This is a genomic window from Mycolicibacterium frederiksbergense (assembly GCF_012223425.1).
Taxonomy (GTDB): domain Bacteria; phylum Actinomycetota; class Actinomycetes; order Mycobacteriales; family Mycobacteriaceae; genus Mycobacterium; species Mycobacterium frederiksbergense.
In genome coordinates, this window is sequence record NZ_CP038798.1 from 178,670 (window position 1) to 205,066 (window position 26,397).

Consider the following 26,397-nt stretch of genomic DNA (forward strand, 5'->3'; position numbering starts at 1 on the left):
CTATTGTCTATGCCGCGCGTCTGATCTCGAACCCACCAGAGGGCCACTTGCCGATCCGCACGTTCTGTCCCCGGCTCGGGGCTTCAATCGTTTGGTGATCGTTCATCACCAGCTGCACGTGCTGCCACTCGCCGTCGCGCCTGTTGCACAACAAGATGTCACCAGGCCTGGCATCTTCTGGGCGCACGCGCACGCCCCAATCGGTCATGTCGTAGGTGGTACGCGGAATCTTGATCCCCGCCTGCGAATAGGCGTATTGCACCAGGCCGGAACAATCCAATCCCTTGCCCGGCGTGGTACCACCCCAGGCGTACGGGACCCCCAGCTGCGACAACGCTGACTTCACGATCCGATCACCCTGCGGCCCGCCAGTACCAGCAATATCCGACCCGGCGGCACTGCCCGCGTGCGCTCCGATGCCCTGCTGGGCTTGGCCTGCTCCACCGCCGCCACCGCCGAGAAGGTTGCTCAGCATCCCCAGGGGAGCCATCGGCATTGCGCCCATGGGCATTCCGCCGCCCATGCCGCCGCCGCCCATCGGCATCTGCGGCATCTGCGGCATCATCGGCATCATCGTTGCGGCCCCGCCTGGCGGTCGACCAATGCTCTGGTAGCCCGCCGCGGTGGTGTCGGCGGCCGCGGCGTGCGTCGAGGCGTCGTTGCCGCCCTGATCGAGGGTGGACTTGGTGTCTTCGAGGTGACGTTTGATCGCCAAGACCAGGGCCTGCTGACCAGCTGGGGTGTTGACTGCCAACCCTTTTGACTGCACGTCGGCCACCGCGGCGGCGATCACGGCATCCATGCGCCCGCGCGACGCGCCCGCTGAGGCCACCGCCGCTTCGAGGTCGCCCTTGCCTGCTGCGTCGTGTTCGGCCAGGGCCTCAAGATGATTGACGACCACGCCGGACTCGTCGGCGAATCCGTCGGCGGCCCTACCGGAGCCGTCACCGGTACGGTCCGGGACGGTGGGAAGTTCCGGAGGTGGCGCCAACGCCAGCCCGCCACCCGTGCCGAAGCTCTCCCGAGCCATGCCCATCGCCGCACCCGCAGCCCGCACAAACCCCTCAACACTCATCGAAGCCCCCTCCACGGCGTTGTGACCGGCATCAGTAACCACCCGGGGCGTGGCGCGGATTGAATTGCCCCACCACCGACAAGTTCGATCCGTCGCGCGCCACGTGGTAGCGGCGCATCAGATAGTTCATCGCGGCAGTGATGTTGGCGACCGGGTCGTAGATATTGCGCGACGTACCGGGCTGGTGGTTGGACGCGAACGTCGCCGGAATCGTCTGCAACCCACCCCGTGACGCCCCGGCCGGAGCACCGTCGGCCATCCGAGCTCCATGGGCGTTGGAGTCGCTGAGGTTCACCGCATCCGGGTGAAACCCGGACTCGCGCGCCAACCCCGTCATCAACCCACGCGTCCAGTTGGCGCGTGCGGTGGGGTCAGTGACACCCATCGTGTCGAGGGCCTTGCCAAGGTACTGGCGGTAAGCCTCCGGGCCGCCGGGGAAGCCCTGCTTGGCCAGATTGACCTGCCCAACGGGGATCGCAGCGGCATCCGTGCGGTTCTCCACACCCGCCCCCGCGCTGGCACCAACTCCGCTTTCGGAGCCCACGACGGACCCGGTGCTAGGTGAGACCTGTTGGCCGAGAAGGTTCGTCAGTCCACCCAGCGGGCCGAGCATTGCGCCCATGGGCATTCCGCCGCCCATGCCGCCGCCGCCCATCGGCATCTGCGGCATCTGCGGCATCATCGGCATCATCGTTGCGGCCCCGCCTGGCGGTCGACCAATGCTCTGGTAGCCCGCCGCGGTGGTGTCGGCGGCCGCGGCGTGCGTCGAGGCGTCGTTGCCGCCCTGATCGAGGGTGGACTTGGTGTCTTCGAGGTGACGTTTGATCGCCAAGACCAGGGCCTGCTGACCAGCTGGGGTGTTGACTGCCAACCCTTTTGACTGCACGTCGGCCACCGCGGCGGCGATCACGGCATCCATGCGCCCGCGCGACGCGCCCGCTGAGGCCACCGCCGCTTCGAGGTCGCCCTTGCCTGCTGCGTCGTGTTCGGCCAGGGCCTCAAGATGATTGACGACCACGCCGGACTCGTCGGCGAATCCGTCGGCGGCCCTACCGGAGCCGTCACCGGTACGGTCCGGGACGGTGGGAAGTTCCGGAGGTGGCGCCAACGCCAGCCCGCCACCCGTGCCGAAGCTCTCCCGAGCCATGCCCATCGCCGCACCCGCAGCCCGCACAAACCCCTCAACACTCATCGAAGCCACCCACGAGCGCGAAAGACGTTGGTCGACAACCTGATCCGACGGCACGCGTCATCACGCCAGGTCATCTCACACCTGCCCTCCACGGATCTCACCCACGCTCTCTACGCAGCACCTACGACGACGACGGAGCAGGCGGCGTGACCGGCGGGACCGGCGCGGCCGGAGGGACCGGCGCGGCCACCGGGGCAGGCTCAGCCGCCTTGGCGGCCTGCGCACTGGGATCCATCCATCCCAGGAAGTCCGGGCTCGACCCCACGCTCGACAACGGCTGAACCTGTCCGGACACCAACACCTTGCCGCTGCCCAGAGCCATCACCAGGTGGTCCTGCCACACACCTACGTCGCCGGCCTGCAACTTGGTGGGGGGAATCGGATTCATGACCGGCGTTCCTGGAGGGGTACGTTCACCCCCGCCTGGTGCCACGCATCGGCCACCGTTGCCCCGCCGACTGCGGCCTTGACGGCGGTGGCACCCTGCACGGTGCGCGCTTCGACTGAGGCGCCGTCAGGCAGCGCGACATGCGTGCTCGCGGGCGGCTGGGCCGCCGCCGGATCGGTGGGGGTGTGATTGCCCGCCGCGTCGCCCGCCGCGGTGGTAGCAGGGGTGTCCGCCGAGGCAGGAGTGGTTTGCGCACCCTCGGAGCCGGAGCCGGGCTTGTCCGTCTCCCCGCCCGAGGTGGTCTCATCATGGAACTTCGGCTCATTCGACTCGGACTTCGACTCGTCACCGGAGTCTTGATCGTCGCGGAATCCGGCGTCACGCCCGCCGCCTTGGCCGCCAGCCAGGCCGCTCAACGCGCTCAGCGGATCACCACCGCCCAGGCCGGGCATTCCGCCACCGCCGAGGGACGGCATCGGCGGCATGCCCATGCCGGCGGGCATCATGCCCGCCCCCGGCATCATGCCCTGACCGAACGGAGACGTCCCCGCCGCTGGTGGGGCCGCAGCAGGCGCGGCGGCGGGGGCGGTGCCCTGGTCGGCCGCGCTGGTGCCGCCGCCTCCCCCACCGGACTCACCACCACCACCGCTGCCCTCACCGCCGTTGCCGGCAGGCTGCGTCGAGCCCTCACCGCCCCCGCCGACACTGCCGTACTTTTCGGTCAACTCCCGCGTATGGCGAGCCTTGGCATCGGCGTCAGCAATCTGCTGATCGAGCACCTTCTTGGCCGCGCTGAGCTTTTCCTTCAAGAAATCCCGCAGCTCCTGCTGACCAGCAGGAGTGTCCAGACGCGGCCCGAGCTCGGTGATCTTGGCGTCGACGTCCTTGCCGATATTGTCCAGCTGCTGCTGACCCGCTGTTCCCGCCGCATGAATCGCATCGATCGTCGCCGCCGCGCTCTGGTCCAATTCATGCAGCTGCGCGATCACATCGGCCACCGTGCCGGCATCGGCATCCCCCTTGTCCGCGGCTTCGCCCGACCCGGGCACCTGACCCGGAGGCGGCGGTGGCAGCGGCTTCGGTGCAGGAGGCGGCGGCGGCGGTCCACCAGGGGCAGGCACCGCGGGCGGCGCTGGTGGGGGCGCCTGGGGTGCATCCCCATGCCCGAACGCGTTGCCGCCAATGACGCCGCCGATCACCGGAGCCAGCGGCCCCAAGAAGGGCGTCAGCGGGGCGGCAATCGCACCGCCCAGCACTGAGCCGATAGCGGTGCCGATCGGGTCCCAGTCGTCAGTAGACATTGCGGTGACGTCCCTTCTTAGAAATTCAGCTTGAGTTCGGCGGCGGCCACGTCCTTGGGGTCCGGATAGTGGCCGTCAATGTTGGGCTGGTTCGACAAGTAGCGGTCATGGGCTACATCGGCGACCGCGACCACCCGGTCACCCAAGGTGTAGGCATCCCAGCGCCGGACCACATCAGAGAGCAAACGAACTCCCACGACGCACCCGTTGTCGCCCACCTCCACAGCCAAGCTGCGCTTGGCGGACACCGCCGAGGCGACCACGCGAACATCCGGGACTGCCGCTTCGTCCTCAGCAAGGTCTTCCACCGCTGCCCCTTTCGAGCGCTCAAACGAACCAATATCACGCAGTCTACACACACATAAGCAATCGTGAACAGTGATGATGCAATGCGTGTTGATGGCGCGCCCACACCGCACGGCGAAGGCGACAGAACAGCTCAAGCAGGCATGGCGCTAACCTGTTGCTCAATAGCGCTGACCATCGAGGTCACCACGGCCCCAAAGCCCGCCTGAACACCGCAATAGGCGATGTCGGCCAACGACGGCGGGCTTGCCTTCCACGCGCGGACCATCTCGACAACCCGGCCCGCGCAGTAGTAGTGCCGGTACCAAAGCGTCAGCGCCTCAGTCAGTTCCGAACCATCGTGATCGATCGGAGCGTGCGAGTCCGGCGAGACCAGGGCGCCATCGTCGCGTCGGTCGGCCAACTCGTCATAGAGCTTCCACGACACGGCGTCTGCGCTCCCGCGCTGCACCGACTGCAGAATGTTGATCTCGTCGTCGGTCACCAGCTTGTGGCCGGTCGCATCCGGCTGCGCCGCCGCTTGGACAACGGCCGCAGTCAGCTGTGCCGCCGCGTACAAAGACACGTCTCGGCCCCGGCAGATTGCCGAAACGCGGTGCGCCAGAACCGGATCGAGAACGGTCAACCGATGCTGATGGGCGCCGTCCAGCGTCGGTGCAACGCTCGCCATGCCAAGAGCCTGCCGATGCTGCACACCCAGGAAGTCCGACACCCCGGCTGGCTCCTGCGGCCACAACTCTGTGGTGACCATGGCCGAAAGCGATGCTCCTGCAACCCTTCTGCTGAATTGCTCGAAGTGGTCAGCCAGAATCTTCGACGGCTTCTGGCAGCCCATCCACCGCTGGGCCATCCCGAACGGCAAGGCTGGATCCGCCACTGCCAAACGCGCAGTCGCAGGCAGGAAGACAGTTGAAGGCACATACGCACCACCGCCGAGGCTGCTGGCAATCACCACTTGCGAACCCATCGAAGTCTTGACCACTCCGACAGCCCACGCGATCGGCGCCGGCCAATCCTCACATCCACGAACCAACCCACCCAGCACCCGCTGAGCCAACAGCAGGTCAGGGTTCACTTCACTGGTCATCGCGGCGATTCCTGGCGCCGACACCGTCGAACCGGCCCCTCCAGCCACCATGGGAGCTGGCGCGCCTGCCCCAGTCCCTGCACTCGAGGACTGCGTAGACGACGTCGCAGGAGCGGTCCCGGCGCCGCCACCGGGAGAGCCGCCCGCGCCTGCCCCCGGTGCACTGTAGGGAGCCATCGGTGCAGCGCCGCCCATCGCTCCGGGAGGCATCATCGACGTGCCGCCTCCCGGCGGGGTGCTCGCTCCACCAGCTGACGAGCCGCCAGGGGAACCCCCGACACCCGCATCGCCCCCTGGCGCCGACAACGGCGCCCCGGCCGGGCCACTCCCAAATGCCGGAGCGGCACCGGCGACCTGATGAGGGGCCAGTCCCTGCTGCGACACTGACTGCTGAGACAGCGGAGAACCCATCCCCGACCCACCAGTAGCACTCATGCCCGACGCCAGGCCTGACTGGAAACTCGATCCCGGATTCGTCATCGGAGAGGCCGCGGACGATGAAGACGGCGCCGATGGCATCGAGGACGCAGGAGAAGTCGGCATCGACGACGACCCCGACCCCATGCTCGACGACGACGCCGACCCCATGCTCGACGACGGCTTCAAAGCCGAACCCAGGCCCGACATCCCCGAACCGCCACCACCGCCACCGCTACCGCCACCACTCTGGCCACCACCAGCGGCACCGCCCATCGCCTGAGGCAACTGGCTGAGCATCGAGGGTGTGCCCTGGCCCACCGGCGTTTGCGCCCCATCGGCTTGCGGTGCAGCTGGCTGTTTGATGTCGCCCTGCGCTGCATCAGGCGTTGCGCTGGGAGGTTTGGTCGGGTCCGAAGTGGCGGGCTTGGTGCCAGTTTGCGACCCATCGGGAGCGGCGCTGCCGTCCTTTTCACCGTCCTTGTGGTCTCCGGCACCGGGGTCTTTGCCGTCTTTCCCCGATTCCGTCTGCTGCCCGTCCTTACCCGCTGGAGTCTTTGGGAGATCGAGCGGGATGTCGAAGCTCGCGGCTTGAATGGAACCTGTTGCTTTGGCGATGGCTTCCGAGGTGGATGTTTCAGCTAGTCCGTTGTAGCGCGTCCACACGTCCGCTGCGGCAAGAGGATCGCGGTTTCGGATGGCGGTGTTGAATTCTTCCTCACCGGCTTCTGCGAGGTTGTCGATGCGCCCTTGCAACCCCTTGATATGGCCTAGTGCTTGTGCGGCTGCGGTGGCTGCCGCACTGTGCTTGTCCTGGTGATCACTCCATGTCTTGACGGTGGAGTCGTGCGCTGCCAACAGAGCGTCGCCGGCCTCGCCGGTCAGTGCTCCGGCGAATCGCGGGCGGTAGTGATCGTAAGAAGTGTCGACGGCGTCGCCGAGGGTTTGGGCGAAGTCTTGGTGAAACTGATGGATGTCCTCGAACGACGTGCGTAGCGTTTCCGCTGGTCGCCAGGCCTGCTTCAGAGCTTGACCGAACTCTCCGCTCCCGAGCTCAGAGCCTGCCTGTTTAGCGACTGACGCGGCTTTCGTCGCAGCGCTGACGCCGCTGGTATAGAGCTGGCGTCCGATATGCGTGCCTGCTGCCGCTGCCGCCGCCGCTCCTTCGCTAGCGCCCCCGGCCCCTGAATCCACCAGTCAGCTCCCGTACGCCCTGCACAGATCCCAAACCTTTTGATCCGCATCGTTGGCTGCGGCTGCAGTCCAGCTGGTTGGAGGCTGGATTGCTCCTCGAGTCGCCTCGCCACTTGCGGATGCGGCGTGCTCACGCAGCAGGTTCAGGCTTTGGGTCACGGCGTCACGAATGGAGCCGTCGGCACTGGGGTTATCGCGAATTGCGTCCGCAATAAAGTTCGCCGTTGGGATTACGTCAAAGCCGGTGTTTTGTGGTGACGGCATGGCTCGGTATCCGGCGGCGAAGCGGGTGCAGAGGTCGATCGTGGCTGCGCTCACCTGCGCGGTCGTGGGTGCCGGCGGTGTGGCAGCAGGTGGTGGCGAGGCCGTGGTGGTGCCTGCCATGTGGTTGCCGATGAGGCCGCCGACTACACCGGCGGTGAGCGCGACAGCGACGGCACCGCCGATGATTGCCGCGATCAGGCCACCCTTGCGCTTCCGTGGAGCTGGCGCGGGGTAGAACGGCGGCATCTGCGGGTTAGGCGGTGCGGGGGGCATGGCGCCAGGGCCGACCGGGTAGGCAGCTGCGGGAGGCGGGTAGGTGAATTGGTCGGTCATGGTGTTAGACCTCGATTCCCGCGATGTGCGTGGCGTTGGTTTCGTCGCTGCTGGTCATGATTGCCGAGGTCCCGCCGTTGGCAGTGGCCACTCCGCTGACGTCAGTGGCTCTTTTGGCGGTCATTGCTTCATGGGCTGCAGGCCAGTCGGTGACTGCTGCACTCAGCGCCACCGACATCGGATCAGCACCGGCTGCACAGATGGGGTGCACGGCGGGCTGTGTGGGGGCAGCAGAAAACCACCCGCCCGTGGTCGACGCCAGGTCGGGGACGTCATTATGGATCGCAGCCATCTAGCTTCGCCCCTTTCGTTGCTCTAGAAAAATGGTAACTGCCAGCGCCGACGCTCCGAGCGCCAATTTTCAGGTCGGTTAGCCCACGCCGCGCAGCGCCGCGGCGAACTCTGTGGCTACCGGATGCTTGGCGAACTCCTCGGGGATGTGGGCGAATTCCTCGCGGAATTCGGCGGCCATCGCCTGAATTGCTGCGTAGGTGCGTTCGGCATTCTTGGCGATGGCGTCGTTCATCGCGTCTTCGAGCTCACCGACGGTGAGTTCTTCTTGCAGGCCCGTGCGGATGTCGCAGCCGATGAGTCGGCCTCTGCCGTCGTGGGTCAAGACGATGTCATCGTCGGGGTCACCGGTCGCAGTGAACGCCGCCACCTTGTCTTCCCAGCGGTAGACAGCATCCAGCAACTTGTCGATCATCTCTGAGGACTTCTCAGCTCGCGTGGCCATCGTCTTCTCTCCCTTAACTGCGATATGCGTTGCGGTGCAACGCTTCCCCTTGATTGTCGGCTCAGTTCTTCTTGTCTGGGTCGCGCCGTCGTCGCGTCTCGCGGCGCATCTCGCCGAAGACCGGTTCGGCGTTGGGCGTAGGTCGCTCGACAATGCGGCGCCGCTCCTCAGGTTTGCGGCCTTCGTCGTTCTTGCCGCCCATGCCGCCCATCATGGGCGGCATCATGCCCATTCCGCCGACGCCGGTCGGCGCGGCGCCGGTAGATGTTCCGGTCGCGGGGGAACCAACGGACAGGCCGGAGCCGACGGGCGGCCCGACGGCCGGGCTGGAGCTCGACATCGGTGCGCCTCCTCCCCCGCCGTCGCCGCCACCGCCCGCGGGGGTGGTGCCGCCGCTGCCGAAGTCGTCGCCCAAGTCATCCGACGGTGAGCCCGAGCCGCCGCCGCTGTCGGGCATTTCGGGGTTGCCTAGCTGCGGCATCCCGCCGCCCATGCCGGGCAACGAGGACAAGCTGGACAGTGCGGAGAGCGGGGACGCGCCACCGAGGCCATGGGTGACTTGACCGACCGCCCCGGTGCCAGCTCCCATGATCATCCCGGCCACGTTGGCGAGCATGCTCGCCGAGTTCGGATCGGCAGGGGGCAGCGGTCCTGCCGGGGTGGGGTTGGTCGGAGCCGTGGCGCCACCAATGGGGGGATGTTCTGCCGAGGTGGGATCGTCGGCTGCGTTGTCGCTGTTGCCCCGGTGCCCGCGCCCCTCGGCGGGGCCCTCGTCCTCGCCACCTGCTCCGGGGGCCGGGTGCGGGTTCAGCGTTTTGGCTTCCACGGTGGGCGGTGCGTGCACGATCGGCGGGGCGGGCTGCGGCGGTTTAGCTGCCCCACCGATGGTCGGCGGCGCGGCGGTGGAGAAATCCTGGAAGGCGCTCATTACGGCAGCGCGCTTGGTGGTCAAGTCGTTTCGCAGGGTCTCTACCTGGGCGGCGTTGGCCCCGCCGCTGGCCCTGTAATTGGCCAGCGCGACGTTGAGGCGCTGACGAGCATTGGAGAGTTCCTGGGGGTGCGGAGTGTTCTGGATCAAGGTTTCGGTCTGCGTGGCAGCGTCGTCAGCGGCGCTGGCCAGCGCAAGGACCTGAGGGTGAAGATCCGACTCCAGCCATTCGGCATGACCGGCGATGTTCGTGGCCGCTCGGTGGTGTCCATCGACCCAGTGCTCTGCCACCGACGTACCGGTGGTGCGCACGTGGTCGGCGGCATTCTGGACGCTCGTCGCCAGGGTGGTGCGGATGTGGGAGGCGAAATCGCGCAGGCTCTGAGGGCCAGGGCCGGAATGCACATGCGCGGCAACCTGCTCTGGGGTCATCGGCATGGGTGCTGCCATGGTCGGCATCGCGGGCAGCGATGGCACCGGGACCTCGGGAAACTTGCCGGCCGATGGCGCTGCCGGTGCAGCAGCGGCAGCGGCCGCCGAATCCTGCATGATTCCGGCGATTGCCGCGGCGTTGGTGTCGTCGGTGCCGGCGAGGTCGGCCGCGGTGCCGCCGACCGCCACCCCGCCCGCGGCTCGCTGCTGTCCAGCGTGCTCGTGCAGCAGGTGCAACGACTGCGCCCACGCGGTCAGCGCGCTGGCCAGGTGTGCAGAGACCGAATCGCCCGCTGCGGCCTGGCATGCCCCTGCTGGAGCGCTCTGGTGTGCGGAGGCATCGAGCGCCCCGGCGTCGGCACGTAGGCCGTCGGGATCGACCCTCAGATCCATGAGGGCGAATCTACGCGTCCACGACGTTATTGATCCGCGCTGCGGACTCGTCGTCTGCGTTGTTGAAATTCGTTCGGGTATTGCTCAGCCGCTCCGCATGTCCGCGAGCGTGCTCCGCCACGCGCTGGTAGGCGGCTTGCCTTTCCTGCATTTCAGCGTGCTTGGCCGCCACGAAGGGGGCGTAGGTGTCCCCCACCGTCGCCTGCAGCTGCTCGAGGGTCATGTGCTGCTGTCGGCCGTGGGCCTCCACCAGGTCGCCGTAGTTGCGCCACGCGGCAGCAGCCTGCGCCGCAGCGTCGCTGTCCAGTGAAATCGAATCCGTCATGTCGCCTCGCACCACTTTCTTCGTCACGGGTCCGCAACAAGCAACTTGCATCACTTGCGTTTACTCACTGCCTAGTCTGTAGCATCACCCGGTGAGTGCGCAAGGCGTGCCCGGATCTGTTCGCACGCCGCGCTCTGTGCTTACTCGGCTACACGCTAGGAAGGCCCACAGTCTTGAGCGACGTCCCCACCATCGGCCCATCCCCCTTTTCCCGAAATACCGCTCGCGCAGTTTCCGGCGTGTCGGCACAATTTCGCGAAATCGGCCGTGCATGATCAGCCCCATGACTGGAGTTGGTAGAAGAGGCCGTGCGGGTCGCCCCTCCCTCGGCGACCGGGCCGTCATGACTGCGAGGCTGCCGCTGATCGTTCAGCGGACGGTCGACGCCGCTGCCGCCGACCACGGCACCGATCGCACCGCGGTGCTGACCGACATCGTCTGCTTCCACTACGGGCGCCTTGACCTCATGCGCCATCTACCACAACAGCTGCTGTTCGAGACGTCCACGGCGACAACGGAACTCAGCGAAGAGGACCGCCGCATCGGGCCTCACGTCAAGGTACGGCCGCCGCGCGCGGTCGCCAACATCATCGACGTCGATGTCGACGACCTGCATCGCGGCGTCGAACGATCGACGTACCTGGCCGACATCATCTGCCACCACACGGGCTATCCCCAGCTCGTACGGGATACGGAAGTTCAGAAGGAGGGCTTGCCACTGGCGATGTGACACACACCGCCCGGCTCCCCCTCAAACGAGGACCACGTCTTGTCATCGACTGGGCCGGGCAAATGTGACATCTGAATAGCTGGTGTGCGGACAACCGCTCAAATGACGAAGGCCCCGCCTACGGCGGGGCCACGTCTAGAGAGTTAGAAGTCGAGGGCCAACTCGGCTTCGGGTTCTCCGCACCCGATTCCCCGAAGGGACTGTCTTGCTGGACAGCTCTCACGGTAGCGCATTGCTCGTCCACAGAACAGTGGTGGACGCCAAGTGGTGCGTTAATCGTGTCCAAACGTTTACCCACGTCACTTCCGTATCGCGGGTGTCAGCGTGGGCGCCCTGGTTGAGTGCCGCCCAATTGGCATCCACCGGCTCGCGTGGTGAGTTGCTGAAATCGCTCACCGGCGTGTGGCAGCCGTCTGCGCTGGGTCCGTTGTGCTGAGCGCGTCGCCGGGTCCGTCGATGCCGGTTCCGGACGACCCAGAGACAGTCTGGCGGACACTGGCCCCGCTGCTGAGCGCCCCCGGTCGCAGGTCGGTGCGCCTCTACGACGCCACCACGGGCAAGTTCAGCGAGGTCGCCAGGCTCACCAAGTCCTTGCCGAAGGCGCCGGCCGCCACCTACCTCTACACCAAAAAAGCCCGTACCCACTTGCTGGCCCTGGACTTCGACGATTCCCGTGGCGGCCGTGCCGCGGTGGACGCCGACCTGGCCACGGCCGCGGAATGGATCAGCCGCTGTGGCGGGGTGATCGTCACCGACCACTCCCCCACGGGCGCACACCTGTTGTGTCCCCTGGCCATTGGAACGACCGCCAGCTTCACGGAAGTGAACCATCTGGTGCGACTGCTCGAGGCCCGGTTGCCCACCCTGGACAAGACCCCCAGCACCAACCCCGACTCCGGCTGTCTCAGCGCGCCCGGCACCCCCGCCAAACGCGGCGGCTACCGCCAACTCGACTGCCCCCTCTCGGCTGCCGTCGAGGCATTCACCACCCGATCAGCACCCAGCCTGCTGCCCCGCCTCTACGAGCTGCTCGGCGCTCTCAAACCCCACCCCACCAACACCCAGCCCGCCACAGGCACCCCGCCGACCACCCCGTCCGACTACTGCACCGGTGAAGGCGACGACCAGCGACTCGCGCCGCGATGGGTCCGTGACGACCCGATCCACCCCGACATCACCCAGTACGCCCAGTACGGCACGATGCGCAACGACCAACGCCAATGGGACACCCAGTCCGAAGCCCGCATGGCCGTGCTCACCGCCGCCATCGCCCGCGGTCACAGCCTCACCAGCATCACCGCGTTAACCGCTCCCGGCGCCCCCTGGCACCAGGGCCTCGGCCAGGCCTACCAGCGCTACCACCACCATGCCCACACCGCCCTGAGCCGCGACTTCACCAAAGCCTTGCACTGGCTCTGCACAAACGCCCTCAAACACCGTCACCCGCAGCACAAGGGGAAGAACTCACAGGGGGGGAACCAGGGAACTGGACCGCGCGGTCCGCTCGCGTTGAGAACCTGGCTCGCCAGCGCGATGCACTGGGCTGACATCGAGTTCAAGGGCAAGCGCTACCGCTGGACCGTGCACGCCGTGCTGCAAGCCCTTGCGAGCAACGCCCACCGCGCAGGGCAAGAAATCAACGGCGTGTGGGTAGTCGGAGTCGGTGGAAGGAACCTTTCCCTCGGCACCGGCCTGCTCAGCGAGGACGCCGTGTGGCGCGTTTTACGGGACCTCCGCGACACCCCCGGAGCGCCACTGATCTTGACTCGTCGCGGCGTCGGCATCGAACCTGATTTCTACGCCTTGACCAGCTCGGCCGGAGTCGTCACGCCCAACGTCCGCGCCCTCCAGGTCCGCGTCGAACCAGTACACGACGCGTGGTCAGTGCTCGGGCACCATCACCGCCGCATCTATGAACTCGTCGCCCATCACGGACTGACCAGCCGCGCGGACCTCTATGCCGCGGCCGCGGTGTCGGCCAGTGCCGGCGACACCGCGGTGACCTCTCTCGAGATCGTGGGACTCCTGACGAGGACGGGCCGGGGCACCGTGTCGACGGGAACGACCACACTTGACGACGTCGCCGCCGCACACGACACCCACGGCTCACGCGCAGACCGGATCGCCCGGTATAAGGCCGAAAGAGACCAATGGCACGCATGGCTGGCCGATCGCGACGCGGCCCGCGAAGAAGAAGCGATCCAGGCCCTCGAACGAGCTGCACCCTACGAACACCCCGACGTCCTCCAGAGCTTCTGGGCATCAACCCACGCCAACGGACCCCCGGAGGAAGCCGTCGACCACGGTGATTACGTCGACTACGAGGAGGCCGTCGACCGCGTGCTGGCCATGCTCGGCGGCCGAATCCTCACCGCGCCACAGTAAGGCGTCGCGGCCGTCGACCACTGCGTGCTCTCGGTTCGGGCCGATCCACCACGTGAAATGGGCTGTGCGTCACGCTGACGCACCAACGACCGACGACTAGGGGTACGGGCGCTCAGAGGCACCGTCGAAGCGTGTGGAACGCGCTGGGGGCCAAAACGCGCTATTCATGTTTCCGACCCATGCGCCGGCAGACCGTTTCCGCAGGTCAGCTGGTGCGACCGGGAACAACCACTCCCCCTCCCCCGCGCCCCCTGGCGTCCATGATTCTGCCGCCGGAATCGTCGCCACACCCCGGAGCGGCCTGCCGTCGGGGTGGCCCAAATGCCCTGCTCATCCCCCTTGCCTGATGCCCGGCTCCGACGACTGGGCTGTTTCGTGCAGCGAGATGCGGCGGTAGGCCGGACTCGGCCGGGTTGAGCGCGCCCCATTCAAATGGACTACCAGTTTGGGCGCAGCAGGACGTGGTCAAAGCCCAAGCCCGACCGGAGGTCTAGTCCGTCGTGCCAGGAAGACCAACGCCCATGACGGGCCGCTACACACAAACCTCTCCCCGGCGGTCGCCGCCATCTCAGACGTCTGGGATGGCTCGTTCCTGACGAGACGGGCCTATCACCGCCCGCGCGGAAGCGCCGCACGACTGGCTCCTACCGCGCACGTTGCCTCGGCGTGTACTGCACGCCATTTTCAGTCGGAGGTAGTGGACAGGCGCATCCCCGGCGGCAGTGCGGGACGCGGGCCATTTCCTCATGCATGTCGTGCTGACACCGCCAATCGCAGTCCAGGTCGAGCCCTACGTGTTCGTACCTCCCCCGGCGGCGCGCCGTGCGGCATCAGGCAGCTCGCCACTCTGCTGGGATACGGTTTACGTGGAACAAACGTCAATGCGATGAAGTCACTGCGACGGCGCTATGCGAACGGGAAAGGGCAGCGACATGACTGACATTGATGCTGATCAACGCTTTGCGTCGCGCTCCTTATCGCGTATGTATCGCGCAGTCAGTCCCGCATTACGTCGCGCTTTCGGTGGCGCTTATCATCACGCTGTTACTGCGCCCGGCGTATCGCGCATGTATGCGCACACCACCGAGCAGACCGAGGCGCGTGGCACTACGCCCACCATTACGCACTTAATTGCGCGTCTGGTCCGCGCAGGCTCGCGCCGTTCACGGCGCTCATGCCACCGCCCTCGGTCGCGCCTTTATCGTCGCTCGGTAGTGCGCCGCCGTGTGCGCGCGGAGTCCCGCGCTAGGCCACGCCCAAATAACCGCCCTATATTGCGCCCCAAGGCCCGCTTTACGTCGAGCCCTTCTCCACGCCTCGCATCCCGCGCATTACTGTGCGTGGTGCAACGCGTGGTCATGTGCGTGCCGTGACGCGTGAACGTCCGCGCGGCTTAGGGCGAAACGGTGGGCGCAGATATCCGCGCTGACAAAAGCGTTACTCACGCGTTACCTGTCGCGTAACACAACGCGCTGTATGTCGCGCTATGCTCAGCGATATTCGCGCGTGACTTTCCGCCCCACTCATCGCCCCCGGCAACGCGCGGTACCCCGCGGTATAGACCGCGCGCCGTTGGGCGTGCACCCAACTGAAAGGGCAGAGAATTGATGACCGAAACGACCGCGCCGACACACGCGCTGGCTCCCGTGGTGCCGACGCCGTGGCAGGTGATCGCGCTTGCCAACGGTAAAGGGGGAGTGGGCAAGACCAGCATCACCGCCAATTTGGCCGGCCTCTACGGCCAGGGCGGATTCAAGGTGCTCCTGGTCGAGCTGGATCCTCAGGGCAACTTGGCGCGCGACTTCGGTCTGCCAGTGGCCGAGTACGAATCCATCAACGACCTGATCGACGCCAACGGCTCGCAACACGCTGCGTCGCTCATGCTGGGGAGCGCCAGCGCGCAGCCGCCGTTGTATGAAAATGTTCGGCCGAACGTTGACTTGATCGCCGGGGGCGGCGAGCTGCAACGCATCTTCAACTACTTCGGCTCGAACGCCAAGGAGAGCCTGGCGGACGCGATCCGCCGCGAAATCCTCCGCCTGGGTCGCACCTACGACCTGGTCCTTATCGACTCACCACCGATCGACCTGACGGCCCTGGAGGCCATCCTGCGGGTGGCGGGCACAGTGGTCATCCCCGTACGGGCCGATGACGCCAGCATTGACGGGCTGTCGACGATCGCGGGGCAGTTCGGGTCGGCGCAGTTGGAGAATCCGGCGCTACGCCTTGGGGGAGTGGTCCGGTTCGGGCTGGGCAGCCGCTCCACTCGAGTCGCCGAGCGCGTGCTGACCACCATCGAGGAGATCCTGGGCGGCGTGGCTCCGATCTTCACGTCCATCGTGCGGCATTCGGATTCTGGCGGGTACGAGGCCCGGCGCCACGGGCTGCTGGCACATGAGCTGGAATCGGCCAGCACTGAGGCCAAGGGGAAGCGTCTCGCAGCGTTGAAGGTGGGCGCCAAGGTCAGCGGCGACGAGGTCGGCACCGGGACCGGTACGAGCAGGGGACTGGCAGAGGACTACGAGAACCTGGCGGCCGAGGTGCTGTCCCGGGTCAATGAACTGATCAGCGAGAACGGCTAGAAGGGGCGTCGAGAACATGGCACCGAACGGAAAACACAAGGGTTTGGCAGGCTCCTTCGCCCCTCCCGAGCGGGGGAGCAAACTACAAGGTCTGCTCACCGCTCCGGCCCGCAGCTCAGCAACCGCCGCTGAACCAACACCAGACCCCGAGGGGGCCGACGGCGATGCCACGGTCGATGCCGCTCAGGTAGCGCAGCAGTCTGCACCCGTGGTTGAGGCGAGTGCGAGCGCACCGGCGGCGACTGCCGAGAAGTCGGCGCCGGCCCGCCGCACACGGGTAGGGGACAGGCGTGGGGTGTCCGCATCGTCGGTCTACCTCACGGCTGACACCTACAAGCAGCTGACGATCACCAAGTCGCGCAAGATCAAGGACTACTCCCAGATCGTTCAAGACGCTTTTGCTCAAGTCGCACGCGAAGCTGCTGATCAGAAGAAATCACCAGAAGAAGTGCTTGCCGCACTGTTCGTGGTCCCCGAGGACGGCGATTCGTGGCTGATGCCCTCGTCAACGTCGCGGTCCAAGTCCGCCACACCGTTGACCGAGGCGCGGATCTCCTTCAGCACACAGCAGCGCGCGTGGATTGAAGACAAGATGGCAGTGGTGAACAGGACGGTCACATTCTCAGAGTTCGTTGCGCGGATTCTCGATCATCATTTGTTGCCGTCGAAGCGGCGGTGAGCGGGAGCCCCAGTAGCTGGCGTCGTCGTCGCCGCGGCGGGCAACCCAGGTGCCGCAGGGCCACCGGTCGCGGTCGACACCGCACGCAACCGAAAGACGCCGTGCCGTCAGCGTTTCGTCATCCGGGGGAGTAGTGCGCGGAGAGTTCCGGACAGCGAACCTAAACGCTAAAATCGCGTCGACCTCACCCCTATGCCTTGGCGGCGTAGGTGGCGGGTTTTGCGGGTATCTCGTCCCACAAAAGTTGCTTAAATGACGTAAACACTCCTGTGTTGCGCTAATGCCGCTCTTGTTCTACCAGTGTCATACTGTGAGATGTACGATTCCCAGACACTGGGGGTTTGACCACAGGGCAACTCAGGAGGGCCATCATCACCGCTGCGCCGTTAGACGAGGACGCCGCCGCCGACATGGCGCGGTCCTTGCTCAGCGAAGGCCGCTCCGTCGACGAGGTGGTGGCCGAGACTGGGCTGTCGGAAAACTACGTCGAAATGCTCGCCAGCAGCACGGTGGCACCCGACGTGAAGCGCCTGGCCAAGTACATGAATACGCGACTCATGGAGTTGGGGATGAGCCAACTCGAAGCGAGCAAGCTCGGCCTGGTGTCGCGCTCGACGCTAAACCTGCTGGGCAAGGACGACCGGGTCCCGGGGCGTAGCACGCTGTCCAAGCTCGACGAACTGCTGTCCTGGTTGCCGGGCTCGGCGCATGCCACGATGTACGGCTCGGAGCCCAAGACGCGTGAGGCCAGCGTTGGCAAGCGCAAGGGTCCCGTGGTCGACCGCGACGCCGACGACGACTACGACAACCTGCGCATGTGGATCGAGAAGCGGCTGCTCGAGTTGCAGATGAGCAAGAGCCGCCTCGCGGCCGTCGGTGGTCCGGGACGTACGACTCTGGCAACGCTCGGTCAGCGTGGGTACAAACCCAATGCCGAAACGCTGGAACGCATCGACACCCACCTGATGTGGGAGCCCGGGTCGGCGTTGGCTGCGCTCAAGGGTGGCAGACCCGTGAACCGGCGCATCGAGGTGAAGCCACACCCGGCGGTGGTCCCCATCCATTCCATCGTCGACCGGCTCAAGCTGCTCAAGACTCGCGTCGAGCGTCAGCAGGAGACGCTCACCCAACAGGCTCGCGACATCGACCAGGCGTTGGCGCAGGCGCATCTGGTCATCGAGGACTTGACCCCGACTCACCACCGCACGAGTTTCCCGCCGTCATGATGGCGTCGGCGCCCCACTGGGGCATTCAGGTGACATCGTTCGGCAGGCGATCCTGCCGGCCGATGACACCGGGCATGGGCACGGCCATTGAGGTCGATGCCGCAGATCAGGAGACCAACTCATGACTAGCGGCATCGGGAGAACACTATGGCCCGCCAGGGCGACGAACAGCCAGATCTGTTCAGCTTCGAGGAGACAGACGACACCAGTGACCGAATGGATGAGCCAAGCGGTCAACGACGTGTACCGCCAGTGGCTGGACCTGCCGCCGGATTGGACGACGCCGCAACGGGATCGGTACCTCAGCGAGGTGACGGGCCGACTGGACCGGATGGCAGCACAGATGGCCGACGACCTGGCAGCCTCGTCGATCCAGGAATGGACCAGGCGCCACGGCCAGCACCCGGACTATCAGATGACCGTGAAGCTACGGCAAACCGCGTTGCAGAACGCCCGGGAGATAGTCGTGCGGCAGGAACTCTACGACCAGATCGAGGAACCGCCGGAGCAGACGGTGGACTTCGACCCGCCGCTACATCAGCCGCTGCCGCCCAGTCAGGTGCCGTGGAACCTGCGGTGGAACGACGTCCGGTATCGGAGCGAGCCGGGGGAGCAGGTCGAGGCACTGACCGAGATGGTGTGGCCCGCCCCGAACTTTTCGGTGATGTTCCGCATCAAGGCGGCCTATCTGCTCAGCGCCCTACTGGAGGACCAGCTGCCAGTTCCGGACGGCCCCCAGCATCCCCTGGCCAGCGACCTGGCACCCCTGGTGTACGAGGATCTTCGGGTCGACGGCTACCCCGTGGAGTAACCGAACCCAAGCCACAGCTCTCACTGTTCGAGGACTTCGACCAACCCACAGACCCCGCCACGATCGACCCCGGCGGCACACCCCTGCCCCCAACACGGCCAGTCGAGGCCGCGTCGTCGACCACCTCCGATGAACCGCCAGCGCCGCCCACCCCGGCCGAGGCCGCCACCGAGCAGGCACCCACCGGCGAGCGCACATCCCTCCCGCAGAGTTGGCGCCACCACAACAAGGCATCGCTGAAACCCCCGCCGTCACCGTCGAGAGCTCAGATCCCTTTGCCCTCACCACCGACATCCGGGTGCCCTCGGGAACCAAAGCTCGCATCCACGCCAACCTCGCGGCCATCGACGTCCTGGAACGCCTCAACCGGGAGGGTGGCCGTCCCGCGACCACCGCCGAAAAAGAGGTACTGGCCACCTGGTCGGGATGGGGAGCCTGCGCCGAACTGTTCGACCGCCGCAGCGACACCTACGCCACCGAGCGGGAGCACCTGCGCGAAACCCTTGGCCTGGAGGCTTACCGCGCCGCCGAGGCAAGCATCCTCAACGCCCACTACACCGATCCGCTCATCGCCGAGGCGATGTGGGACACACTGCGCCAGGCCGGGATGAGCGGCGGCCGCGTCCTCGAACCAGGTTGCGGAGCAGGAACATTCATCGGCTTGGCCCCAGAGGATGCCGTCATGGTCGGCGTCGACAACGACACCGTCACCGCCGCCATCGCCGCCGCTCTCTACCCGCGCGCCCAAGTCCGCGCCGAGGGCTTCGAAACCACCCGCGTCCCAGCCGATTCGTTCGTCGCCACGATCGGCAACGTCCCGTTCGGCAACTTCACCCTGATCGACCCCGCCCACAACCCGGGCCGATTCAGCATCCACAACCACTTCATCAACAAAGCGATCAGTCTGACCGCCCCCGGCGGCTACGTGACCGTTCTCACCAGCCGCTACACCCTGGACGGCATGGACACCCGAGCCCGTCGCGCCATGGCCGCCAAAGCCGACCTGATCGGCGCTGTCCGACTGCCGTCCACCGCATTCAAGCGCGTCGCCGGCACCGAAGTCGTCACCGACATCCTGGTCCTGCGCCGTAGAGACCCCGACCAGGCCGCCGACGACGGCGACGTGACCCGCTGGATCGACACCGAGGAGATCCCCTTCGACGACGTCGACCACCTCGTCGATCGCAGCGTCTTCGACTCCGAGAAGACCCAGGATGCCTTCAACGTCAACGAGTACTTCATCAACCATCCCGACCACGTCCTGGGCAACTACGCACTCGGCCAAGGGATCCACGGCTCAGCCACCCTCAAAGTCGTGGGGGAGCAGCCCACCCGCGAGGCCCTAGGAGCGTGGGTCAGTAACACGCCTGGCGGGATGTCTGGTTGATGGTGGTGTATCAGCGATGATGGGGTATGCCTGATGATCTCGATCCGGATGGTTTGTTCGAGGTAGACCCTTCGGACAGGGTTGAACCGCATTCCGTGGCGTCAAAGGCGCCGGTGGATAAGACGTTTCGGGTGTTCGCCCCGGATCAGGACCTGTTGTTTCCGCCCTCGCTCGATGATTGGCTACCGGCTGAGCATCTGGCCCGGTTCGTCGCCGAGCTTGTTGATGAGCATCTGGACCTGTCCCGGATCCATGGCGTCTATACCGAGGTCCGTGGCGGGCCGCCGTATGACCCGCGGTTGATGGTGCGGATCCTGCTCTACGGCTACACCACCGGGGTCCGCTCCTCGCGCAAGCTGGAGGCGGCCTGTGTTGATGTGGTGGCATTTCGCTGGCTGGCCGCCGGATCGGCCCCGGATTACCGGGCGATCGCCCGGTTCCGTAAACGCCACCTCTCCGCGTTGGGGCACTTGTTCGTCCAAGCGTTGGCGTTATGCCAGGCCGCGGGCATGGTCAGCCTGGGCCGAGTCGCCCTCGACGGAACGAAAGTCCGGGCCAATGCCTCTAAACGTAAAGCGATGAGTTACGCCCGGATGACCGAGAAGGAAAAGGTCCTCGCCGGGGAGGTCTCGGCGTTGTTGGCTGAGGCCGAACGTATCGACACTGCCGAAGATAAGAAGTTCGGCAAGAACCGCCGCGGTGATGAACTACCCGAGGAACTACGGCGCCGTGAAACCCGGCTGGCGGCGATTCGGGAAGCCAAGGCCGCACTGGAAGCCGAAGCCGCCCAAGCGGCGCGTGAACACGCCGAGGCCAAAGCCCGCGAGCGCGGCGATGACGACGACACCGCCGCCGAGAAAGGGACCGCCGCCGCCGAGGAGGCGACACCGAAACCCAAGTCGCAACGCAACTTCACCGACCCTGAGTCGAAGATCATGCTCACCGGCGATGGGGCGTTCCACCAGTGCTATAACGCCCAGGCCGTGGTCGACTCCGACCATCAGGTGATCGTGGCCACCGAGTTGGGCACCAACGCCTCCGACGTCATGAACTTGATCTCGATGACCGAACAGACCCTCACCAACACCGGGCAGGTCCCCGGCCAGATGCTCGCCGATGCCGGCTACTGCTCCGCGGACAACCTCGATAAGGCAACGCAATTCACCGCCACCCACGGCACCGAGTTCTTCATCGCCACCGGCCGCCGCCGCCGCGACGAACCGACCCCGGCACCGCCGCGCGGGCGGATCCCCAACAACGCAACCGGCAAGCAGCGGATGGCCCGCAAGCTCACCACGAAGAAAGGCCACGCGGTCTATGCCCGCCGCAAAGCGATCGTCGAACCGGTGTTCGGTCAAATGTCGACCCTGCAGAACGCCAAAGCGCTACTGCTGCGCGGGTTGGACCAAGCCCGCGGGGAATGGCTACTTCTGGCTGCCTGCCACAACCTGCGAAAATTGCACGGCCACATCGGAATTACCGGACTCACCGCCCTGCCAGCCTAACGGGGCATCCGCTGGCCGCCCCAGTTGCCGACACACGACTCATCGGGGCACGTCTACACCGAACATCCACTCAGAACGCCGCAGACCCCGCAATACCATCTCTACCCAGACTCGACGCCACACACCCGCTCGAAGCCTTACCGACCCACGCTCCTAGCCCAGCAGATCCGCCAGCGTCTGTCCGACATCGTCGACAATGCCGTGGCCCACGACAAAGTGCTCACCGCCACTGCGGAATCCCTCATCGAGGTCGACGACAGCGTCTTCGACGTCGGGCTGTACACCGCCGCCGAACGCGCCGACCAGCCACCCATGGACACCCTGCGCTATCACGAACCCACCGACAGCATCCAACGCTGGACCGGCCACAGTTGGGAAGAACAGCGCACACCGAAAAGCCGTCTGCGCGAGACCCGTTCACTGATCGAACTGCGCGACACCGCGACCGCGGTCATCGCCTCCCAACGCGACGATCAGCCTCTGGAGGTCCGCGAACAGCTACGCGCGCACCTCAACAAGCTCTACGACGGCTACGTCAGCAAGCACGGGCCGATCAACCGCTTCAAATGGATCTACCCCGCACCCCCCACTCAGGAGGCCCACGACCGCAAGGTCGCCAAGTCCGAGGAAACGTGGCGCAAAGCCCGCGGCACCGACGGGATGCCCTACCGGGGCCCGATCCCCGAGCAGCTGCTGGAGGACTGGTCACAGAAGGCATGGGAGCCCGCCAGCCCCTTCAAACGGCGCCCCCATCTCGACGGCGGCATGAAATACGACCCCCGCTGGGCCAACGTCGCCGCCCTGGAGATCTTCGACGAACAACGAGGCGAAGCGCTCAAAGCGCCGATCTTCTCAGTCGACGTCCTCAACGTCCGCGCCGTACCCGACACCGCGGCCACCATCGAGGACGCCGTGGCCATCAGCATGGACCAGCACCGACGCATCGACATCGGCTACATCGCCGGCCTACTGGGCATCGAGCCGGTCGCTGTCGGCGACCAACTACGCGGACTGGCCTACCCGTCACTAGAGGATCCCGACGAGCTGGTCCCGGCAGTGACCGCACTGTCGGGCAACGTCCGCGAGAAGCTGGCCGCCGCCACCGCCGCAGCCGAACGAGATCCCGCCTATCAGGGCTACGTCGCCGCGCTACGGGAAGTCGTGCCGGCCGACAAGGAAGCCTCCCAGATCAAGACCCGCCCGGGTGCGCCATGGATCGACGCCAAGTACATCGCTCAGTTCGCCCGCGAAACCTTCGGCGCCGACACGGTGGTCGCCGACCACGTCGGCGGCACGTGGTCGGTGGAATGTGCACGCTACCAACGTGGTTCGGTCATGATGACCGAAACGTGGGGCACCGGCCACAAAGACGCCATCGACCTGCTCGATGCGTTGTGCAACTCGAAGGCGATCACCGTCCATCGCCCACCCGAGATCGTCGCCGAAACAGGCGGCCCCAGCATCGATTTCGAGGCAACCTTCGCCGCCCAAGCCAAGGCCGCCAAGATCACCGAAGAGTTCCAAAAGTGGATCTTCGAAGACGAACAGCGCCGCGAGGAACTGGTCACCGAATTCAACAAGCGCTTCAACAGCCTCGTCGCCCCCAAGCATCGCGGTGACCAGCTAACCCTTCCGGGACTGTCAGACCGGTTCGAGCCGCACTACTACCAGCGCGATGCCGTCGCGCGTATTATCGCGGAACCCACTGTGCTGCTTGACCATACCGTCGGTTCAGGCAAGACAGGCTCTATGCTCATGGGGGCAATGGAACTCAAACGCCTGGGTCTATGCAAGCAACCTTGGATCGTGGTTCCCAATCATATCGTGGAACAAGTTGGACGCGAAGCCGCCCAGTGGTACCCGGCCGCACGAGTCCTCCTGGGCACCGCTGGCACCGACCCCGACGGCCGCCGCCGCTTCATCGCCCAATCGGCGACAACCGACTGGGACATGGTCATCATGCCCCAAAGCCTCTTCACCGCAATCGGTGTCAGCGAAGACACTCAAGCCGACTACGTGCAACGACAGCTTGACGAGCTGGAGAACCACGCCGAACGCGCGGAGACCTCGGTCAGCAAGAAGCGCGTCGAACAGCAAAAGAAGCGGCTCGCCACTCGGCTGAGCGACATGACCAAACAGGATCGCAAAGACACCGGCCTCAGGTTTGAGGAAAGCGGTGGGGACTACTTGCTAATAGACGAAGCGCATATGTACAAGAACAAGGGGCGCCTGAGCAATATCGAGGAATTGTCGTGCCCGGCGGCCGCGCAGCGTGCCGAGGACCTCGCCATGAAACTCGAAGTGCTCAGACGCCGCCGCCACGACGAGGGCCGCGCCGCCGGCCTACGCCCCGACCAAGTCGTCGAGCGCGTCGCGACCTTCGCCACCGGCACCCCGGTCGCCAACTCCCTCGGCGAGCTCTGGGTCATGCAAAATTATCTGCGCCCCGATCTGCTGGCCGCGGCCGGAGTTGCCGACATCAACGACTGGGGTGCGACGTTCACCGCCCCGGTGAGCACCGTGGAAGTCAACGCCACCGGCACCAGCCTGCGGACCGTGACCCGGGTCGGAAAGTTCTGCAATCTGCCCGAACTGCTGGCCTTGTCGTCCATCTTCACCGACGTCGTCACCCGCGACCAAGTCCCCGTCGAGCTCCCACAGCTCACCGATGGTCGCCGGCGCGTCGTCAGCATCACCCCGTCCCAAGAAGTCAAAGACTTCATCACCGACTTGGGCTGGCGCCTCGACCACCTTGACCCGAAACGTCCCGACAAGGACAACCAACTCAAGATCGCCAACGACGGCCGCAACGTCTCCCTGGATCCGCGCCTGGCCCACCTGGATGCCCCGGCGGTCTCCCGCGCCACCGAGGTCGCCTCCGAGGTCATGGCGTTGCACCACGCCAGCATCGACAACGTGTACCGCGACCCCGAGACCGGTCAAGAAATGCCGATCCGCGGTGGGTTCCAGATCGTGTTCTGTGACCGCGGCACCCCGTCGAAGGATCCCCGCCAGTTCACCATCTACTCCGCAATCCGCGACGAGCTCGTCGCCCGCGGAATGCCCCGGGAATCCATCGCCTTCATCCACGACGCCGTCAAGCCCGCCGACAAGCTCAACCTGGCCCAGCGGTGCCGGACTGGTGAGATATCGGTCCTGATCGGCTCCACCGAGAAAATGGGCACCGGCACCAACGTTCAAACCCGGCTCCGCGCCCTGCACCACGTCGATGTTCCCTGGCGCCCAGCAGACCTCGAGCAACGCGAGGGTCGCATCATCCGCCAAGGCAATCAGAACCCGGAAGTCGACATCATCAACTACGTCACCGAAGGCTCCTACGACACGGTCATGTGGCAGAAGGTCGAAGCCAAGGCCGGCTTCATCGAGCAGATCAAGCGCGGCGAAGTCGACGTCGACGAAATCGAGGATCTCGGGGGAGGAGACATCTCCGGGGCGGCAGCCGAAACGAAGGCCATCGCCACCGGAGATCCCCGCTACATCAAGCAAGTTCAACTCGCCGACGACGTCAAGCGCCTGTCCGCGCTGGAATCCGCCCACCGCGACGCCGCGGCCCGACGCCGCCATCAACGCCAAGGCACCGAACGAGAACTCACCGCGACCAAAGAGCAACTCGGCACGCTGGCACCAGTTCTGGAGAAGATCACCGCCCAGGGCGAGCGCGCCCCCAGCGTCACCGTGGGCGGGCGGTCCTACGCCGAACGCGTGGACGCCGCCGTCCCATTTGCGGCGGCCTGCCGCGACGCCTACGCCGCACTGCGGGACAAGTCGAGCTTCGACAGCCGCCCCTTGGATGCCACCCTCAACGGCATCGGCATCACCGCCCGACGAAGCCACCTCAAAGGCGAACTGCAACTGACCCTGGACGTGCCGTCCACCACCGTGGGCATCGAGGATGCCGACCTGCTCGCCACACTGCCCCGTGCCAGCGGTACCAACCACCTCACCAAGGCGCGCGGCCTCCTACAGCGAATGGAGAACGCCTACAAAGACATTCCGCACTTCAACAATCGACTGGAGCGCCGCGCGGCGAACCTGCAAGACGAACTCGACGACTACGACAGCACCAGCCTAGGAGATTTCGAGCACGCCGATGAGCTGGCCGCCAAACGCCTCGAACTGGACACCCTCAGCGCGCAGCTGCGACTGGAGGCGCAAAGCGAAGCCGCCCAGGCGGCCTCAGCGGCAGCCCGGGAACGCATGCTCGAATCCGGCCGCCAACCAGGATGGACACTGCAAATCAACCCCACCCCCGCCCTCGTCGCCGACGCCGGACTGGTCGACCCCGACAGCTACCGCGCAGCCCAACGCCTCGTCGAACGCCACCGCGCACTCGAGTACCGAACAAGCCAGCTCGCCAAAGACCAAGAACAAGACCGTCAGCGCAACACCGATGACGACGGACTCGGCCTCTAAGCGACTGAGCGACAGCCCGTGGAACGCGTCGCAACCACCGACGCGGCAGCTACCAATCTAAGCAAATAATGCAATACGAGAACACACTAAGCTGCAAATGGTGTAGTATCGCTGCCACGTCGTTTCACTCGATGCCACGACCGGTGACGATCTACATTCGGACCGGGTCGGCTGTGTCGAACTGGCCTGGGGGAGAGGGCATGACTGCATCAGCAACACTGTCGATCGAACCCACGGTGACGACGGTCCGCGCAGCCACGAACGGCCAGGTCGAAAACGCACACGTG

Annotated in this window: 21 protein-coding genes; 10 read left to right on the forward strand and 11 right to left on the reverse strand. The window is 65.9% G+C overall.

The annotated features are described in order from the left end of the window. Positions 1–7: 7 nt before the first annotated feature. From EXE63_RS02645 to EXE63_RS02670, 6 genes are all read right to left on the reverse strand, one after another. The gene (locus EXE63_RS02645) at positions 8–1,036 is read right to left on the reverse strand and encodes a C40 family peptidase (protein WP_168140662.1); all 1,029 of its coding nucleotides are present in this window, start codon (positions 1,034–1,036) and stop codon (positions 8–10) included. A 70-nt stretch (positions 1,037–1,106) separates the two neighbouring features. Continuing rightward, positions 1,107–2,267: a transglycosylase SLT domain-containing protein gene (locus EXE63_RS32765; protein WP_234904155.1), complete on the reverse strand. Its 1,161-nt coding sequence runs from the start codon at positions 2,265–2,267 to the stop codon at positions 1,107–1,109. A gap of 121 nt (positions 2,268–2,388) precedes the next feature. Further along, the gene (locus EXE63_RS02655) at positions 2,389–2,655 is read right to left on the reverse strand and encodes a hypothetical protein (protein ID WP_168140663.1); all 267 of its coding nucleotides are present in this window, start codon (positions 2,653–2,655) and stop codon (positions 2,389–2,391) included. Next, entirely contained in the window at positions 2,652–3,956 is a 1,305-nt protein-coding gene (locus EXE63_RS02660; protein WP_168140664.1) for a DUF4226 domain-containing protein, read from the reverse strand. The genes EXE63_RS02655 and EXE63_RS02660 overlap by 4 nt, the downstream gene beginning before the upstream one ends. 17 nt (positions 3,957–3,973) lie before the next feature. Next, the gene (locus EXE63_RS02665) at positions 3,974–4,264 is read right to left on the reverse strand and encodes a hypothetical protein (protein ID WP_168140665.1); all 291 of its coding nucleotides are present in this window, start codon (positions 4,262–4,264) and stop codon (positions 3,974–3,976) included. A 131-nt stretch (positions 4,265–4,395) separates the two neighbouring features. Then, complete coding sequence (locus tag EXE63_RS02670; protein WP_168140666.1) at positions 4,396–5,349, reverse strand: EspK C-terminal domain-containing protein; 954 nt, start codon at positions 5,347–5,349, stop codon at positions 4,396–4,398. Between the two features lie 433 nt (positions 5,350–5,782). Here EXE63_RS02670 and EXE63_RS02675 point away from each other — a divergent pair, with 433 nt between their 5' ends. After that, positions 5,783–6,049 carry a hypothetical protein gene (locus EXE63_RS02675; RefSeq protein ID WP_168140667.1) on the forward strand — a complete coding sequence of 89 codons (267 nt, stop codon included), beginning with the start codon at positions 5,783–5,785 and terminating at the stop codon, positions 6,047–6,049. 914 nt (positions 6,050–6,963) lie between these two features. On the opposite strand, the gene EXE63_RS02680 is transcribed toward EXE63_RS02675, so the two are convergent. The 5 genes from EXE63_RS02680 to EXE63_RS02700 all read right to left on the reverse strand — a co-directional run bounded on the left by EXE63_RS02680 (position 6,964) and on the right by EXE63_RS02700 (position 10,398). Continuing rightward, the gene (locus tag EXE63_RS02680; RefSeq protein WP_168140668.1) at positions 6,964–7,557 is read right to left on the reverse strand and encodes a hypothetical protein; all 594 of its coding nucleotides are present in this window, start codon (positions 7,555–7,557) and stop codon (positions 6,964–6,966) included. A 4-nt stretch (positions 7,558–7,561) separates the two neighbouring features. Further along, on the reverse strand, positions 7,562–7,849 hold the full coding sequence (locus tag EXE63_RS32490) for a hypothetical protein (protein ID WP_209999718.1): 288 nt from the start codon (positions 7,847–7,849) through the stop codon (positions 7,562–7,564). Positions 7,850–7,927: 78 nt separating this feature from the next. Continuing rightward, entirely contained in the window at positions 7,928–8,293 is a 366-nt protein-coding gene (locus tag EXE63_RS02690; RefSeq protein WP_168140670.1) for a hypothetical protein, read from the reverse strand. A gap of 61 nt (positions 8,294–8,354) precedes the next feature. Continuing rightward, positions 8,355–10,046 (reverse strand): hypothetical protein, encoded by a 1,692-nt coding sequence (locus EXE63_RS02695; RefSeq protein ID WP_168140671.1) that lies wholly within the window; start codon positions 10,044–10,046, stop codon positions 8,355–8,357. A 10-nt stretch (positions 10,047–10,056) separates the two neighbouring features. Next, positions 10,057–10,398 carry a hypothetical protein gene (locus EXE63_RS02700; RefSeq protein WP_168140672.1) on the reverse strand — a complete coding sequence of 114 codons (342 nt, stop codon included), beginning with the start codon at positions 10,396–10,398 and terminating at the stop codon, positions 10,057–10,059. 244 nt (positions 10,399–10,642) lie between these two features. Here EXE63_RS02700 and EXE63_RS02705 point away from each other — a divergent pair, with 244 nt between their 5' ends. The 9 genes from EXE63_RS02705 (at position 10,643) to EXE63_RS02745 (ending at position 26,110) form a co-directional block, all read left to right on the forward strand. Then, positions 10,643–11,101, forward strand: coding sequence for a hypothetical protein (locus tag EXE63_RS02705; protein WP_234904156.1), 459 nt, complete (start codon positions 10,643–10,645; stop codon positions 11,099–11,101). A 456-nt stretch (positions 11,102–11,557) separates the two neighbouring features. After that, on the forward strand, positions 11,558–13,486 hold the full coding sequence (locus tag EXE63_RS02710; RefSeq protein WP_168140673.1) for a hypothetical protein: 1,929 nt from the start codon (positions 11,558–11,560) through the stop codon (positions 13,484–13,486). A 1,607-nt stretch (positions 13,487–15,093) separates the two neighbouring features. Beyond that, entirely contained in the window at positions 15,094–16,068 is a 975-nt protein-coding gene (locus EXE63_RS02715; protein ID WP_168140674.1) for a ParA family protein, read from the forward strand. Positions 16,069–16,084: 16 nt separating this feature from the next. Continuing rightward, the gene (locus EXE63_RS02720; protein WP_168140675.1) at positions 16,085–16,747 is read left to right on the forward strand and encodes a hypothetical protein; all 663 of its coding nucleotides are present in this window, start codon (positions 16,085–16,087) and stop codon (positions 16,745–16,747) included. Between the two features lie 341 nt (positions 16,748–17,088). Then, entirely contained in the window at positions 17,089–17,973 is an 885-nt protein-coding gene (locus tag EXE63_RS02725) for a hypothetical protein (protein WP_168140676.1), read from the forward strand. A gap of 208 nt (positions 17,974–18,181) precedes the next feature. Further along, entirely contained in the window at positions 18,182–18,784 is a 603-nt protein-coding gene (locus tag EXE63_RS02730) for a hypothetical protein (RefSeq protein WP_234904157.1), read from the forward strand. A 211-nt stretch (positions 18,785–18,995) separates the two neighbouring features. Beyond that, entirely contained in the window at positions 18,996–20,171 is a 1,176-nt protein-coding gene (locus EXE63_RS02735; protein ID WP_168140678.1) for a class I SAM-dependent methyltransferase, read from the forward strand. A gap of 113 nt (positions 20,172–20,284) precedes the next feature. After that, entirely contained in the window at positions 20,285–21,676 is a 1,392-nt protein-coding gene (locus EXE63_RS02740; RefSeq protein ID WP_436277479.1) for an IS1182 family transposase, read from the forward strand. 201 nt (positions 21,677–21,877) lie between these two features. Continuing rightward, a complete protein-coding gene (locus tag EXE63_RS02745) occupies positions 21,878–26,110 on the forward strand; it encodes a helicase-like domain-containing protein (RefSeq protein ID WP_168140679.1) in 4,233 nt (1,410 codons plus the stop codon). The last annotated feature ends 287 nt before the right edge of the window (positions 26,111–26,397 follow it).